The sequence below is a fragment of the Okeania sp. SIO3I5 genome (assembly GCF_010672085.1).
Lineage (GTDB): Bacteria > Cyanobacteriota > Cyanobacteriia > Cyanobacteriales > Microcoleaceae > Trichodesmium.
This window is the reverse complement of sequence record NZ_JAAHHT010000215.1, coordinates 1-16,571: the sequence shown is the minus strand read 5'-3', so window position 1 is coordinate 16,571 and position 16,571 is coordinate 1. Positions and strand designations below refer to the sequence as shown.

14 protein-coding genes are annotated in these 16,571 nt (G+C 33.8%); 3 read left to right on the top strand and 11 right to left on the bottom strand.

Annotated features, from left to right (window positions below):
* Window positions 1–421 precede the first annotated feature (421 nt).
* Both F6K40_RS31480 and F6K40_RS31475 read right to left on the bottom strand, forming a co-directional pair.
* Window positions 422–1,003, bottom strand: a complete 582-nt coding sequence (locus tag F6K40_RS31480; protein WP_293141716.1) for a TerD family protein — start codon at window positions 1,001–1,003, stop codon at window positions 422–424.
* A gap of 477 nt (window positions 1,004–1,480) precedes the next feature.
* The gene (locus tag F6K40_RS31475; protein WP_293141714.1) at window positions 1,481–2,521 is read right to left on the bottom strand and encodes an ABC transporter substrate-binding protein; all 1,041 of its coding nucleotides are present in this window, start codon (window positions 2,519–2,521) and stop codon (window positions 1,481–1,483) included.
* Window positions 2,522–3,293: 772 nt separating this feature from the next.
* On the opposite strand from F6K40_RS31475, the gene F6K40_RS31470 reads away from it, so the two are divergent.
* The 3 genes from F6K40_RS31470 (at window position 3,294) to F6K40_RS31460 (ending at window position 8,193) form a co-directional block, all read left to right on the top strand.
* Entirely contained in the window at window positions 3,294–6,410 is a 3,117-nt protein-coding gene (locus F6K40_RS31470; protein WP_293141712.1) for a tetratricopeptide repeat protein, read from the top strand.
* Between the two features lie 39 nt (window positions 6,411–6,449).
* Window positions 6,450–7,508 carry an RNA-binding domain-containing protein gene (locus tag F6K40_RS31465; RefSeq protein WP_293141710.1) on the top strand — a complete coding sequence of 353 codons (1,059 nt, stop codon included), beginning with the start codon at window positions 6,450–6,452 and terminating at the stop codon, window positions 7,506–7,508.
* Window positions 7,509–7,581: 73 nt separating this feature from the next.
* On the top strand, window positions 7,582–8,193 hold the full coding sequence (locus F6K40_RS31460) for a hypothetical protein (RefSeq protein WP_293141708.1): 612 nt from the start codon (window positions 7,582–7,584) through the stop codon (window positions 8,191–8,193).
* A 239-nt stretch (window positions 8,194–8,432) separates the two neighbouring features.
* On the opposite strand, the gene F6K40_RS31455 is transcribed toward F6K40_RS31460, so the two are convergent.
* The 9 genes from F6K40_RS31455 to F6K40_RS31415 form a co-directional block, all read right to left on the bottom strand.
* Window positions 8,433–9,035, bottom strand: a complete 603-nt coding sequence (locus F6K40_RS31455; protein WP_293141706.1) for a hypothetical protein — start codon at window positions 9,033–9,035, stop codon at window positions 8,433–8,435.
* 294 nt (window positions 9,036–9,329) lie between these two features.
* On the bottom strand, window positions 9,330–10,292 hold the full coding sequence (locus F6K40_RS31450) for an NAD(P)/FAD-dependent oxidoreductase (protein WP_293141704.1): 963 nt from the start codon (window positions 10,290–10,292) through the stop codon (window positions 9,330–9,332).
* A 49-nt stretch (window positions 10,293–10,341) separates the two neighbouring features.
* Window positions 10,342–10,785, bottom strand: a complete 444-nt coding sequence (gene queD / locus F6K40_RS31445) for a 6-carboxytetrahydropterin synthase QueD (protein WP_293141703.1) — start codon at window positions 10,783–10,785, stop codon at window positions 10,342–10,344.
* Window positions 10,786–11,227: 442 nt separating this feature from the next.
* Window positions 11,228–11,434 (bottom strand): hypothetical protein, encoded by a 207-nt coding sequence (locus F6K40_RS31440; protein WP_293141701.1) that lies wholly within the window; start codon window positions 11,432–11,434, stop codon window positions 11,228–11,230.
* The gene (gene surE, locus F6K40_RS31435) at window positions 11,406–12,098 is read right to left on the bottom strand and encodes a 5'/3'-nucleotidase SurE (protein WP_293141699.1); all 693 of its coding nucleotides are present in this window, start codon (window positions 12,096–12,098) and stop codon (window positions 11,406–11,408) included. The genes F6K40_RS31440 and surE overlap by 29 nt, the downstream gene beginning before the upstream one ends.
* A gap of 214 nt (window positions 12,099–12,312) precedes the next feature.
* Window positions 12,313–13,473 carry a class I SAM-dependent methyltransferase gene (locus F6K40_RS31430; protein WP_293141697.1) on the bottom strand — a complete coding sequence of 387 codons (1,161 nt, stop codon included), beginning with the start codon at window positions 13,471–13,473 and terminating at the stop codon, window positions 12,313–12,315.
* Window positions 13,474–14,147: 674 nt separating this feature from the next.
* Window positions 14,148–14,867 carry a bifunctional dihydropteridine reductase/dihydrofolate reductase TmpR gene (gene tmpR, locus F6K40_RS31425; RefSeq protein WP_293141695.1) on the bottom strand — a complete coding sequence of 240 codons (720 nt, stop codon included), beginning with the start codon at window positions 14,865–14,867 and terminating at the stop codon, window positions 14,148–14,150.
* 286 nt (window positions 14,868–15,153) lie between these two features.
* Window positions 15,154–16,062 (bottom strand): dihydropteroate synthase, encoded by a 909-nt coding sequence (locus F6K40_RS31420; protein ID WP_293141693.1) that lies wholly within the window; start codon window positions 16,060–16,062, stop codon window positions 15,154–15,156.
* 234 nt (window positions 16,063–16,296) lie between these two features.
* Window positions 16,297–16,503 (bottom strand): hypothetical protein, encoded by a 207-nt coding sequence (locus F6K40_RS31415; protein WP_293141691.1) that lies wholly within the window; start codon window positions 16,501–16,503, stop codon window positions 16,297–16,299.
* Between the last annotated feature and the right edge of the window lie 68 nt (window positions 16,504–16,571).

Below are 16,571 nucleotides of genomic sequence, written 5' to 3'. Positions count from 1 at the left end.
AAGAAATTAGGCTCATGTGACTATCCAAACTTAAAAACTACTTGAAATTAACTATAGCAACATAATTAATAATTAATAGACATCTCCAGAAAAGAGTGAGGAGGGAGCAGGGAGAAAGAATTGATTATTTCTGTGGGATAATTGATTTAATTTTTTTTATTATTGGAGATATCTAATAATTAAATAATTCACCTTTAAAACCTCCCCAATAAAGGGGAAAAATAAAATTTGTCCCTTAAGCATCAATCCTCTCTCTTAGAGCTAATTTATCAAGTTTATCAAGTAAATATTAAAGCACTGAATCATTTGCTATACTTAGGTTTTAGGAGTTATTGTCAAGTAACCCCTAATTGCTAAAAGCTAGGTAATATAAGACTTTTAGCGAAGTTTACAAATCAGCTCTAAAAGGGAGAGGTAATTATTAATTATTTATTGAAGCATACTTATCAACAAATCCTTGTAAGCCAGAATTATAACCTTGTCCTACAGCTTGAAATCTCCAGTCATTATCTTTACGATAAAGTCTGCCAAATTCCAGAGCTGTTTCCCTAGAAAAATCTTCTTCTAATTCATATTTAGTTACTTCTTCTCCAGTGCTAATATCGTAGATTCTGATAAAAGAATTTTTGACTTGTCCAAAGTTTTGTCTTCTAGCATCTGCTTCATGGATAGTCACTACAAATAGTATTTCTTGAATAGCTTCATCTACTTTTGTTAAATCTATTTGTATTAGTTCATCATCTCCGGAACCTTCACCAGTTCTACTATCTCCTGAATGTTTAACAGAACCATCTGGTGATGTCAGGTTATTGTAAAAAACAAAGTATTTTTCTGTAGGAATTTTGCCATTAGTTCCTAACATAAATACAGAAGCATCTAAGTCAAATGCAGAACCTGTATCTGTAGTATTTACATCCCATCCTAACCCAATACCAGCTTTGGTTAAATTAGGAGATTCTTTGGAAAGATTTACTCTTTCACCTTTACTGAGATTAATAGACATAATTTACCTCTTTTCAGTTATCAGTTATCAGTTATCAGTAACCAAAAGTAATAGACAATTTTCAATTCTGTTCTAGTCGCTTCAGACGTAGTTTTCAGTAATTAACAATTATAGCATTTACGATCCCCCTAAATCCCCCTTAAAAAGGGGGACTTTTTGTTGCCTCCCCCCTTTTTAAGCGGGGCAGGGGGGATCTAAAACTATATCTCACCAATTTGATAAACGCTATAACAATTAACAATTAACAATTAATAATTACCTCTGCCTAAAAAGGAGAGGCTTTTAATCTGAATTATTTAATTCAGGACTTACGCAAAGAAACCCGGTTTCTACGGTAAATCATTGTTTTTGACAATAAACATCTACGAGAAACCGGGTTTCTGGGTTCGCATGGCTTTAGTCCTATAATTAATAATTATTCGGTAAATTTTTTCACCTACCGACTTAGAGATAGTTTTAATTATCAATTATCCATTATCAATTATCCATTATTTTTTCTCCTTTATTAACAAACTGTAAAGTAAAAGCTTCTTGATAGTTAGTATCTGACTTAATTACTCCTGCCTCCACTACACTATCAAAGAATGATTTCCAGCGATCGTCTGTCATAGAACCAATACCTTTTGTAACAGCATCCCCAGAAATAATAATGCCATATTCTTTCATTTTTTCTAAACTATAAGCTAATAAATCATCTTTCATTTCAGGATTATCTTTTTTAATTAATTGATTTCCTGGTTCAGGATTTTCTAAATAACTATACCAACCTTTGATAGAAGCATCGACAAATCTCTGGACTAAATCGGGATTTTTTTCTACCATTTCTTTTGTTGTTTCTATAGTAGTAGAATAAGGTTGATAACCAGCATCTGCTAATAACATAACTACAGGTTTAAAGCCTCCTTTTTGCTTAATTATGAAAGGTTCAGATGTCAAATAACCTTGCTGAATTACATTTTCATCTACTAAAAATGGAGCCACACTAAAATTATAAGGACGTTTCTGATTATCTGTATAATCAAACTTACTTTTCAGAAATTGCCAATAGCCTTTTTCAGATAAAGATGAGATGTAAATTGGCTTGCCTTTTAGTTGTTCTAAAGAGTCATTTCCTACCCCTGGATGAGCAATTAATACTTGGGGATCTTTTTGGAAAATAGCTGCAACTGTAATAGTAGGAATTCCTGCTTCAACAGAACTAATTGCCTCGATACCAAATCCCATATAAAAGTCTATTGCACCTCCTACTAATAGTTGAGTTCCATTTACTTGAGCATTTCCCATTCTAATAGTAACATCTAAACCATAATCTTCATAAATTCCTGTAGCGATCGCTTGATAAAAACCTCCATGTTCGGCTTGAGCATACCAATTAGTTCCATAAGTAACTTTGTCAAGATTTTTGCCATTTTTAACAGTTGAATTAGAGTTATTAGCATTAGTACAACTTGTTAATATACTGGTGCTAATAGCTAGAGAACTATACTGGATAAATTGACGGCGATTAATAGAATTCATCTTTTGCAGTTATCAGTTTTTTCAGTTATCAGTAGCCGATCGCTTTTTCAATTATCAGTTATCAGTAGCTGATAGTTGATGGCTGAATACTTACGACTAATATTCATTTTAATACTAATCTAAGTAGTCATAATTATCTTACTATATAAATGCTCATCTAATTATAGAACACTATGGCATACTGGCGATAATTATGTAATAGAAATTCACATTATTTTAGAAATGTTAAATCTGCTTTAAGTTATCTAAAATTCCTTAGTATCATTATCAAAAATTATAGAAACCGGGTTTGTATTAAATGCACCACTATACTAATATCTACCTCTCATAAACCCGGTTTCTTAATGTAGGGGCAATTGGCGAATTGCCCCTACGAAGCAAGCAGATTTAATGTTATTTTTTGTTGAATTATGCTATACTTATTTTCATCAAAATAAATAATATAATTATTATTGCAAAGTTAAGAAAAAATGGCAAAACATAAACTTATGGTATTGACATCTCATCCAAATACTTCAGGGAAAAAAACAATTCCTGTGCAGTGGGGAACGAGCGCCTATTCCTGATGATTTGGTGCCGAAAGATGCGCAGGTGGAAATTGCAGCGAAGAAAGCGGCGGGTTATTATATTGATGGGATGGTGCCGGATGAGAATGTTTTGTCAGAGATTAAGGGAAGGGAGTTGTCTTGAAAAAGCGATCGGCACTCAGCACTCAGCAAGATTATTTTTTAACGTTTAGAAGAGGATTTTAACCTAATATTTGATTATGTCTATGGATACAATTAACAATTTAATTACTGAAGGAAATATTCTGGATAGTTTGGAGTTAATGAGGAGGGATGCTGATGCTTTGATGGAGGAGGATAAGTTTGCAGAAGCATTGGATTTATGGGAAAAAATTCTGGAGTTTGAGTTTGATATTGTGATGAGTTTTGTTGGTTGCGGTATTGGTTTTCTGGCAGTGGGGGAAGTAGATGTTTCTTTGTGTATTTTGGAAAAAATTGTATGGTTTAAATCTGATTTGATTAATAGCATTTGTGGTTATGCTAATGGTTTGACAAAATTAAATAGAGCGGAGGAAGCATTACCTTTCGCTGAATATATTTTAGGGTTTGAATCTGATAATGTTGGAGCGATTATTTGTTATTGTAATGCTTTAGTGAAGTTGGATAAAATTGAAGATTCTTTACCTTGGTTTGAAAAGGCAACACAATTAGAACCGAATAATGTTAAAGCTATCAATAAATATGGCAATGCTTTAAGAAATTCAGGCAAGATAGAAAAATCCTTACCTCTATTTGAAAAAGCTCTACAAATAGAACCTGATAATGCTAAAACTATTACTAGCTATGCTAGTGCTTTAATCAAGTTAGAAAGAGTAGAAGAATCATTTCCTTTATTTGAACAAGTAATGCAATTAGAACCTAATAATGTTATAAATATTTGTAGTTATGCTAACGCTTTAATCAAGTTAGAAAGAGTAGATGAGTCTTTACATTTATTTGAAAAAGCTCTACAAATTGAACCTAATAGTGCTAAAACTCTTACTAACTATGCTAGTGCTTTAATCAAATTAGAAAGAGTAGAAGAAACGTTACCTTTATTTGAAAAAGCTCTACAATTAGAACTTAATAGTGCTAAAACTCTTACTAACTATGCTAGTGCTTTAATCAAATTAGAAAGAGTGGAAGAATCATTTCCTTTATTTGAAAAAGCTCTACAACTAAAACCTGATAATGTTTTAACTATTAATAACTATGCTAATGCTTTAATGAAATTAGAAAGAGTAGAAGAAACCTTGCCTTTATTTGATAAAGCTCTACTACTCGAACCTGATAATGTTTTAACTATTTATGGTTATGTTAATGCTTTAATCAAATTAGAAAGAGTAGAAGAAACCTTGCCTTTATTTGATAAAGCTCTACTACTCGAACCTGATAATGTTATAACTATTACTAATTATGCTACTGCTTTAATCAAATTAGAAAGATTAGAAGAGTCCCTACCTTGGTTTGAAAAAGCTCTTAAACTAGAAGCTAATGACGTAGTAGCTATTAATAGCTACAGTAGTGCCTTAATAAAAGTCGGCAAAGTTGAAGAGTCTTTACCCTATTTTGAAAAATCTCTACAGATTAAACCCAATAGTGCTGAAACTATTGCTTGTTATGCTAGTGCCTTAATGAAGCTAGAAAGAGTAGAGGGAGCATTACCTTTATTTGAAAAAGCTCTACAACATGAACCTGAGAATGTTTTAACTATTACTAACTACACTAATGCTTTAATCAAATTAGAAAGAATAGAAGATTCCCTACCTTGGTTTGAAAAAGCTCTACAACTCGAACCTGATGATGCTATAACTATTCGTAGTTATTCTAATGCTTTAATGAAACTAGAAAAAGCAGAAGAAACGTTGCCTTTATTTGAAAAAGCTCTACTACTGGAACCTGATAATTTTATAACTATTCGTAGTTATGCTAATGCTTTAATCAAAGTTGGCAAAAATGCTTTAATGAAACTAGGTAAATTTGAGGAGTATTGTCAGGTTTTTGAGAAATTATTAGAGATAAAAGATGATAACTATTTACGATACAAATATGCAGCAGCACTAGAAGAATTAGGTCAATATAAACAAGCAATTGAACAACTAGAAAAAATCAACTTAACTGATTTATTGCAATACCATGCCAATGTAATTCGACTAACATTAGGAAGAGTATATTACTCCATTAAACAACCAGACAAAGGTAATCAATATTTTCAAGAAGCAATTGACAATTCTGATGATCAAGAAAGAAGTTTGCTCTACGGTGCTAGAAGTATTTTAGCTAACAATCCCTATAATCAAACTGCTGTAGAAATGCTAGACGAAATTGCTCAAGATTCCCCTCGTTATGCTGATGCTTTAAAAATGCTGAATTTTAACTTAGACTCAGAAGAATATTACAACAGAATTGACTCCCAAACTAAGTTAAAAGATACGCAAATGCTTAACGGAGCAATGTATCATCAAATTGGCAACGAAATTGCTATTTTAAAAAGCATTGCTTACTACATTTTAAGAAGTTACAAAGATGAAGATTCCACTGTCAGTCAAATTATTGAAAAATTGGAAACCTTAGTGGAGCAAATTTCCGAACGCAGAGAAAAGCAACAAGATGAAATAGAAAAAATCCCTGAAGATAAATATCAAGAAATCCTATCTGTTATTTCTAAAACCGCCCATGACATTTCCGACTTTGTAAATAATGAATTAGCAGTTATTGAGTTAGAAACTCGTTGGGCGATGCGTACAATTAACAGTGAATCTAAAAATTATCCCCAATTTCAAGAACTTTTAACTCAATTAGAATTAACTCAAGCTGCTTTGAACGATCTTAAAGCAATAAACGAAGGGATAACTATTCAATACAAACACTTTTCAGTCCAAAAGATATTTGAAAAATGGCAAGCTAATAATAAAATTGAAAATGCAGAAATTCAACTAGAAATCATTAACGGCGACTCAGAATTTTATGGAGATGAGGAAAAAATCAAAAGTTTTTTAAATGAAATGGTGGAAAATTCTCTGAAACATAATTCATACCAACAACGTTTAATTATCAAAATGAAATCTCAAGATATTATTAATCCTGAAGGTATTAGAGGTTTCACAATGCCTGGAGAAAAACAAGATTTATTAATAGAATTTTCTGACAATGGTAAAGGTATTGCCGAAGATAAAAAACAATGGATATTTCAACCCTTAACTACTACTTCCAAAAAAGGTCAAGGTAGTGGTTTAGGATTGTATATTATTCGTAGGACTTTAATTAAAATGGAAGGTCATATTCGAGAAACGGGAGAAAATGGTGTAAGATTTGAAATGTATATTCCTTATGGCGATCGCTAACCGAAATTAAGTCAAAATTCAAAAATAACAGGATTAACTATGGAAACAAATAACGTTCATTTACTATTAGTTGAAGATAACCCTAAATATCTAGAACTATTAGTAAGATGGTTAGAAAAAGTTTTTGGTTATCAAAATCTTGAAACGGCAGTTAATGTCAAAGAAGCAACAGAAAAATTGCAAAATCCTTTTGACATTATTGTTGCTGATATGCGGATGGAAGCAGATGATAGTGGTTTTGCTGTCCTAGAGCAAGTTCAATCTCTAAATCTTTCTTCTGTTGTAATTATCTTAACAGCAAATGATACCGTTACTGACTGTCGCGATGCTTTTAAAAAAGGAGCTTGGGATTATATTTCCAAGAATATGAAAGGCAATGTTTTTGAAATTTTAGACGCATCCATTAAAGAAGCAATAACTTATTTTAATCGCTGGGGTAACGTTAAAAATGACCAATGGATTGAAGAAAATAGAGAATATTTAGAAGAGCAATATTGGGGGAAATATATCGCAGTTATTAATCAAACAGTCATAGAAGCAGCAGATACAGAAGAAGAACTGAATCAAAAAATTGAGGAACGAAAAATCAGGAGATTTTTAACCACTATTTGTAAAATAGGCGAGTTTAAACCTGTAGATGAATTGATTAAAGAAGGGGAAAGTGAAACTTTAGAATTTAAAAGCACTTTACAATGGGATATTGAAAAAGACGGCAAAAATGAAAAGTTAAAATTTAATGCTTTAAAAACAATTGTTGCTTTTCTCAATTCCCAAGGAGGAACATTATTAATAGGAGTTGAAGATAACGGTAATATTTTGGGTTTAGAAAAAGATATTTCTTTATTTTCCAATAGAACTATAGACGAATTTAAACAAACATTATCTAACTTAATTTATGACTGCATTGGAGCTAATTTTGCTAACTATATTAAAGTACGTATTGAAACTTTAGAAGCCAAGGAAATTTGTATTGTTGATGTTAAAAAATCGCCAAAAAAGGCATTTATTAAAACCAACAAAGGTTTAGAATTTTATATTAGAGTAGGAAATACTTCCAGAGGATTAACTATTCCTGAAATTTACGATTATTTTTCCTAATTACATGAAACAAATTATTATTCGTTATTGCCCATTCCCTATTTCCTATTCTATCTTTTCTGGAAATATCTAAATGAAAAATAATCATGTAATTTTCCAGCAGGTAGGTATTGTACTGATTTTAACAGCAATTATTAACACTATATGTATACTCTATTTAAAAGTACAAACTCAGAGTAATTCATCTTACTCATTTATTTTAAATACTTTAGCCATAATTGGAGGAGTATTACTCTTTAGTAGAGACCAAAAACCAGTGCAAGAAACTAGATGGGTTGCAGCATTTTTGCTCTCTCGTTTTGTTGGTTGGCTATTCATAGTACTTCCTTTACACCTCATAACAATAGAAGTTTGGTTGACTCAAATTCGCCTCTCTCCAGTCAGTTTCTTTATTCCAATTTTAATTGAAATAATAACCGGGTTTCTTGCATTCTGGGTTTACTGCAAACTAAGAAATATATCTGTAGTTCCCGAAAAAATTAGACTAGACAATACAATTTCTACACCCAAACTGGCATTTATTTTAGGAATCTTGTATACAGCAATAATGGTAGTTTTTCTACAGTTAATATTTAGAGGAGAAACTGGAGCTAAAGCCATAGAAATAGCCCATATGCAACATGGAAATAACTACAAGTATCACGTTACAGATTTACGATGGGATAACAATCAGTTCAACAATTAATAATTAATAATGAATAATTAATAATTACCTCTCCTTGAAAAGAAGAGGATTGACTAAAAGGAAAATTTTTATTTATTATCCCCTTAAAAGGGGAGGCTTTAAACCAAAATTTTTCGGTAAAGGCTAATTTGATTGCGTATAATGAACACGAAATTAAATCTTTAGTAGTTAAGTGGAGTCAGTAAAAAAATATCGAAATTAGTAGGAATGAAACTATTAAAAAAACTCTCGACTGTCAATTATTTTTCTCCTTCTAAATATTGAGTTTCAACCGCTGGAGTTCCACTCATCAACTTTTCCCCTGTTAAATATTGAGATTCAACTGCTGGAGTTCCACTCATAAATTTATTATCAGATTCAATTGGCAAAAGAATACTTGACGCTTCCTTCACTTCCGAAATTAATGCTTGCCCACTACCATTAAATAAACGAATAACTGCATAGGAAATTAACACTGGTGAAGCTAAAATTAAAGCAGCTATCATTCCCACAGGCGCCACTAATTGATAAACAATTAAAGCAGTAGGTTGAAATTCTTCATATTGGGAAAAAACGCGAGATAACCACCAGATTAATAATGCCATTACCGCAAATCCGAAAAGAGTAACAATTGAAGGTACAATAAAAGATAAAAATACAGCCATTAGTGCAATTAAAGCACCCCAACCTTTAGCAACAATTTTCTCTGATAAATCAGAAACCATAATCGTTCCATGCACAAACCAAATGATAAATCCAAATACTAATGTAATTGCCGAACCTGCTAAAAAAATATTAACGCCCTTAATAAAAAGTCGCTTAACTTCATCGTTATTTAACATAGCTTGTTTCTGGTTTTCCATTTTTTTAATCCCCTACACTTTAACTTTTTAGTATAGCTGATATTTTTGCCCAGTGAAATATGCTGACTTTTCTATTCCTATAAAAATATAATTTTGTAGGTTGCAAGTATCATAATTGCTGTATTATAGCAATCCTCTTTTAGTTGTAATATTTTGCTGGCAGTTAGAAATCATGTAGGGGAGCAGTCGGATTTCGGTTGTCAGCTACATAAATAAGCTTGCTTGATTTACTGTCTAGCTAAGAGTTTGAAACAAGAATCACCCACTATAATCTATGAATTTAGTGGGCGAGTGTCAAAAATCCTCTTGTATACTTCTAGCTGCAATGGCACCTTGAGCTAGTGCTGTTGCTACACAGGGATCTCTAGGGTTTGCCACATCTCCTGCAGCATAAATTTGAGGAATTGATGTCCGTAGAAATTCATCTGTAAAAATATGTCCTTTTTGGCTACGTTGAATATTACCTAACTTTCCTTCATTAAAAATTTGAACTATATCTTCGATATTTGGAGCAAACCCAATTCTAAAACATAGAGAATCAAATGCCAATTTTTCTTCTGGTTTTTCTCCATCTTTAAAAGTCATATAAATTTGATTTTCCCGAACTTCAAACCTCTGAATAATTGTTGGTTGATGTAATGTTATTTTACCAGCTTCAATTTTCTCGTAAATTATTTTTTGGTTAACTTTCAAACCCAGCATTTGAGAAGGAACAAATAGGTGAATATGTTTAGCCGTTTCTGAGAAATATATTGCTGTTAATAACCCATTATCACCTCCTCCCACAATGGCAACTATTTTGTCATTCATTTGAGGTGTAAGTAGAGGGGTAGTACCAGGATCAAAGAATATTTCCTGTGATGATAAAAGCTCGTGACTGCCCTCAATAGATTTTATAGCTTCGTATCCTTTAATTCTTTGCCCTGTGGCAATAACTAACCCTTGAGCTGTAATTTCTTTTGCTTCAGTAAAAATCTGAAAATCATCCCCATTCTTGACTATACTTCTAACCTGAGAACCTAATAATGCAGGAATTTCTTCTACTTGAATATGCTGCCGAAACTCTTCAGCAATTTCATATCCAGTTTTTCCATATAATCCCAAAAAGTAGACATTTTTAAAGTTACTTACCTGTTGCAAACCTCCGAGTTGTTGTTTTTTTTCAATAATAATTGGAGCAAAACCTAAATATTTTAACCAGAGTGCGCAAGACATTCCAGCAGGTCCCCCTCCAATAATTCCTATTGTTTTTTTCATTGAACTAAACTCCAATATATTTTTGTATTAATAATCCTAATTTTCTTGATTAAAGTATCAAAAAATTATTTTTCCCTTTTGAATAAATACATTGACTTGTACAAGTTTCATCAATTCTAACTGCTACAAGTCCAGGAATCTTATCCTCTAGTTGTTCATAAATCCATCTAGCGATCGCTTCACTGGTAGGATTAGCTAAACCTGTAGTTTCATTTAAGTGATAGTGGTCTAAATAATCATCAAGCAGGGGTTTTAGATATTTTTTTATATCTGCATAATCCATAATCATATCCTGTTTTGCACCAGAAGTTACTAATTTATTACCAGAAACATAAATAACACCGCGCCAAGAATGACCATGCAATCTGGCACATTTCCCATCGTGATTAGGTAGTTGATGGGAAGCTTCAAATCTAAATTCTTTACCTATTATCCAAGTTTCTGAATTAGATTCATTTTTTATAGTTTGAGATTTTTCCTCTTTTTCTGTCATTTAATACCATTGCTATAGCAATCTTATGTGAGTTGTAAGATTTTAATGCTAATTAGGAGTTAGGGGTCAGGAGTCAGGAGTCAGGAGTCAGGAGTTAGAATATAAAAGAATTTTGGTTCATCTTAAATCTTCTTAAATTCTATCAAAATCATTCCTGATTGCTATATATCCTAAATAACTAGGTAAGTAAAATTAAAAGGTAACCAATTAGGAGTCAGGAGTCAGGAGTCAGGAGTCAGAATATAAAAGAATTTTGGTTCATCTTAAATTTTCTTAAATTCTATCAAAATCATTCCTGATTACTATAGCAATCATATTTCAGTTGTGAGATTTGATCATAGGGGTTTGGTCTCCAAATCCCTTAGCGCTTGTGGAAAGGAGACCAAACCCCTACAGCTTTTTCTCACATCTCATTTCTGATTGCTATATATATCCTAAATAATTAGGTAAGTAAAATTAAAAGGTAACCAAGGATAAAAACGCTAAGGAAGAAAGAAAACTGAAACTGATGTAGTATTATATCAAATCTTTCTTTATCTACCAATCTCCCCAGACTCCCCACCCTTCCCACACTCCCCACCCTTCCCACGCTTTTTGCCACCATGCCTATCAAACTAGCATCACCACAACTGAATTTTAGAGATTGCAATATTGCCTGATAAACAAACATCAACATCTGTACCGGGATCAGACTTACGGTTGATGTCGTCGCCTACATACCGATAAGATGATCCCTCCAAAACAAATTCAGTTAGCAGTGGGCGAGTGCAACAGGGAGCAAAAACAGTCTTCGGTTCAGCCATATCCGCTGTCAGATGTGGGAAATTAATCGACCAAAAAGTTCCTGGAGCTATAGGTTTTTCTAAGAGCATATTCAGCACTTGAATAGTCCATCTCTTTGCCCTTTCCCAGTCTATTTCCCATTCAGATCTTCGGAAATGGGAAAAGGCGATAGCTGGAATACCATGTATAGTTGCCTCTCGTGTTGCCGCGATCGTTCCCGATGGATAGATATCCGAGCCTAAATTACAACCTTGATTAATTCCTGATAGAACAAAATCAATATCTTTATATAGATAATTAACACCTAGACGCACACAATCTGCAGGGGTGCTTTCTACAGAAATCTCATCTTCCGAACGATGCTCTACGGCAATTCCTGTACGGATATTAATATGATGACTACAGCCTGATTGATGGTGCTTAGGAGCAACTATAACACTAGGTTTGGTTGTGACTTGAGACAAGGCAGCGTGCAGGGTTCGGATACCTGTAGCATCAATACCGTCGTCATTTGTAATCAAAAATGTCATTATTTTTAATTCTTAAATTACTAGAAAATGAAAAATATTGGCGTTGCTGAATGATTGTATGAAGTAGGGGCGAATGGCCATTCGCCCCTACAGTAGTCAGTAGTTAAAACAGCTTTTTTCCTTACTATCAATCTTGCTCCAATACAAATTTCATACCTTATTTCCGCAATGCCAAAATATCTATCAAAGATTTACTTTAAGTCTTTTTAAGAGTTTAGCAATTTGTTGTATCTAACCAAACAACTCCGAATAGATCGTGCCCAACGCCATAACCCTGTTGGCAAGTTGTCTCAAGTTGCTGTAGTTTTTCCGCCAGTGCGAACTCTATTCTTTGCCTGTCATCAGTTAGAGAAGGATTAGCAAAATTTTGCTTAATCAGTACATCTAAGCTTTCAAGATGGGAAGGTAGTTTTAGCCGATCTACATCTAACGGTTCATGCAGTAATTCTGCTGCTTCAGCAATTATGGTATTCCACAAACCAGAAAACTTATGGAAAAACTCAATAATATATTCTGGAGCATCTCCCGATCCGACTTGAAGAATCAATTTATTCAAATCAGTTTTTTGATTTTGATCGAGTAAAGAATTAACTAAATTGCGATACTCAGGAAGTTCTGGATTAAAAGCTCCTGTTGAAGTATGGCGTCCAACTACAATTGAGCGATCGAAGAAAGCTAGCTTTTGAATTGGACAACCAACTTCACTAGCTGCACTCCGAATTATCTTTTCTAGATGATCGTGAGAATAGAAACTCATTAATGTGGGTTTCGCTTCGCCTTCACTCTTGAAGAAACTCATGTTGTAGTTCCAACGACTCTCACCCCAGTGGGGTTGCCATTCAATACTGTATTTTCCTAAAACGTCAATTACAACTGCACAGCGACATTGATGTTTAAGAATACGTTCAAATAGGATCTTTAAGACTGTTTCTAATTCTTCATGGGTGAGATGAGAATAGGGAACTCCGCAGGAAAGGTATAAATCAAAAAGACTTTCAGGAATTTTTTTGCGAATGTCTGCTTGCTCAAAGCGAACATTTATATTGTTTTTGTATAAGTTGTTTGCAGTTTCCACCATCTCTGGACTAATATCAATGCCTAGATAATCTAGGTTGTACCTATCCAAACTAGGTTCTTGTGCAAGCAGATCGCTTAATAAACTGTATCCATCTCCTATTCCAGCTCCTACATCAAGTACACGCAACTTTTTGCGAGCTGGAGTATCAATAGAGAGAATTGCTTGTTTGAAAACAAAACGGGAAAAAGCTTCTTCCCAGCAGACTTTTACATTGTCCTTACGGTTTGGAGATAGATAATGTTGGGTGGCATTACTTTCCTCATATACAGTTGTGATATCATTTGAAGTTATACTCATAGGAAATTAGCCTCTTTGTCTTAACTTTTATAGCGCTACGCGCTAGGAAATAGGGAACAGGGAACAGGGAACAGTAGACTATCAAAAGGTTTTTCCTGCGGAAATGCTCCGCAAACAGGATTTATAACTGTCCTAACCTTTGCTTCGACTGCTATACTAACTTACCATAAAATTGCTCTTACCTAGGTTATTTCAGTTATCAGTTATCAATTATCAGTACCTCAAGCGTGAACCATTGGAATTGAAATAGGTATAACAAATACTTTCTCTTAGTCGATTGGATCTGCTTAGGCAACATTTGATATAACATCAAATCCGCTGGCTACGGTTCCCGATAAATTGGAGTGATATAATTCTACCATCAATATTGCTTAAAACTCCTAGTTTGTGGAGGGTTTGGAGACCAAACCCCTACGGGGCAAAAATTCTACCGATACTACCGGATTTGATATAAATCGTTGTTTTTAACAATATATCTCTCCGGAAAAGAGGGAACAGGGAACAGGGAACAGGGAACAGGGAATAGGGAACAGGAAGAAGTAATTGATAATTTCTGAATAAGAATTGATTCTATTTTTAATTTTCGGAGATGTCTAATAAATATTGACGAAAAAACCCGGTTTCTGGGTTCGCCTGCGTAATTCCTGGATAACTGTTCACCTGGACATTATATGTTATAAAAGCCAACCACCTGATACTTCTAATACTTGCCCTGTAATATAGTCAGAATTAGGGTTAATAAAAAACCAAACGGCATGATTAATTTCTGCGAGAGTTGCAGATCGTTTTGCTGGCATTTTCAGAATCATTTTTTCTAAATCCAAAGAGTTTTCAGCTATTCCTGGCGATACTACGTTAACAGTAATTTTGTCTTTAATTAGCTCAACAGCTAAAGATTTTGTATAGATAATAATACCAGTTTTGGCAATTATGTAGGCCGCATTAGTCCGCCGTGCTACCACATTTTGGGCATTAGCACAAGCAAAGTTCACTATCCGCGCTCCATTAGCTGCTTTGAGATAGGGAAGTGCTGCTTTGGTAACATAGAAATTGGAGTTGAGATTGGAATTAATAACTTCATGCCACTCTTCTATAGATACTTGACTGATAGGTTTTCCAAGATAGTTGCCTACATTATTGACTACTACTGATAACCCTCCAAGTTTTTCGGCTGCATTTTCTACTAAATGTCTAGCTTGCTCTGGTTTAGTAATATCTGCTTGCAGGGCGATCGCTTTGACACCGTAAGTAGTCGCTTTTTGACTTCCTTGGTTAGCTGCTTCTGCACTTTTGTTATAGTGAAAGGCTATATCAAATCCTTTACTTGCTAAGTCGAGAGCGATCGCTCTACCTATTCCCACTGCTGAACCTGTTACAAGTGCTTTTTTTAGCATTATCTAATCTCTAGGGTTTGCTGAAAAAGTCTTTTTATACCAAATTCAAAAAGTAAGGCTACTCACCTTACCTCCTGACTCCGTAAGGACGTTTAGCTACGCGACATGAAACGCATTTTTGTTATGCAACGTCCCTACCTCCTGACTACTCCAAACCTAAGTAGCTCAAGTTTATGAAATTGGTATTAGAGATATCTATTAGACATCTCCGAGCATCAAAAATCAAATCAATTCTTATTGATAAATTCTCAATTACTCCCCCCTGTTCCCTATTCCCTATTCCCTGTTATAACCAACTCATAGTTTCCAAAAGAGCTTTAACTTTAGCAACTTCATGAGTTCTAACCATATCATTTTTTCCTAGTGCTGCAAAAACTGCTGAAAAAACTTGAGAACTCCTGAACTCTTCTCCAAAAATTTCTAAAGCTGAAGGTATTTGATTAAAGACGGGAAACCCTAATTTTCTTAGTCGAAAAGCATTTAAAAGGGTATCAATTTGATATCTCATCCTATTTGATATATTTTTGTATTGGTAATAAAAATTTGCGTATCCTATACCCACTGCTGGATCGATAAAAATTTTTCTCACTCCTATTTTAGTTGCTATTTCTATCTCTTTGCCAAAGTAATCGTATAGTACATCTATCATATCTCTACCTGAATTAAAGTCAAATTCCCCTACATCTCTAGGGTGTCTTCCTTCTATATAACAAATAATAATTGCTGCATCAAAATCAGCTACAGCTTGATACATTTCTTCATTATGCTCAGTTCCCAGAAAGTTGATAATATTTGCACCTGCTTTTAAGCATTCTCTGGCAACTTCTGGATAATAGGTTTCTACTGAAGTTAACACACCTTCTTGACTAAAAGTTTTCAGAATAGGTAAAAGTTGACTTGTTTGTTCTAACTCGTCTACTCTAGCTGCAGTTTTTGCAGTAGCCTCAGTACCAATATCTATAACATCGGCACCTTGAAGTGTTAATACCTTGCCACGGCAAATTGCTTGTTCTGGAGTGTAACAAATAGTCGGTTTATACCAAGAATCTGTAGAAAGATTAATAACTCCTAAAATAGATGTTTGAGAATTAAAGTTAAACTTTTTATTTCCAATAGTAAACTCTTCTACTTGGGTATTATTGTAGTCATCTTGATGTTTGTTATATACTTCACAAATATCTGCTAAAGTCAGCATTTTTCTACTCCTTTTATCTTTTTCTCAATTCCCAAATGTTTATTTAAGCATAATCTAGAAAATTGAGATATAACATTAAATTCGGTTATACAGTTATCACATTTGCTACTTTCCATCAAGACAAATCTGACTTACTATACTCTTAATTACTTTCCTTAGTTAAATCCTTCCTTTTGTTATTACTTTTAACTTTTGACTTTCTCAATTGTAGGATAATTAATCACTTAGATTATATCAAACTATGGTAGTTCTACATTGTAATGGTGAAAATATATATTTTTTAATTTCTTCCCACACCTCCCACACCTCCCACACCTCCCACACTTCCCACACCTCCCACACTCCCCACACTTCCCACACTTCCCACACTCCCCACACTTCCCACACTTCCCACACTTCCCACACCTCCCCCACTCCCCACACCTCCCACACTTCCCACACTCCCCACACTCTCTCTACCATTACTATAATCTCCAACCCCCTGCTACTTCCAAAACTTGTCCAGTAAT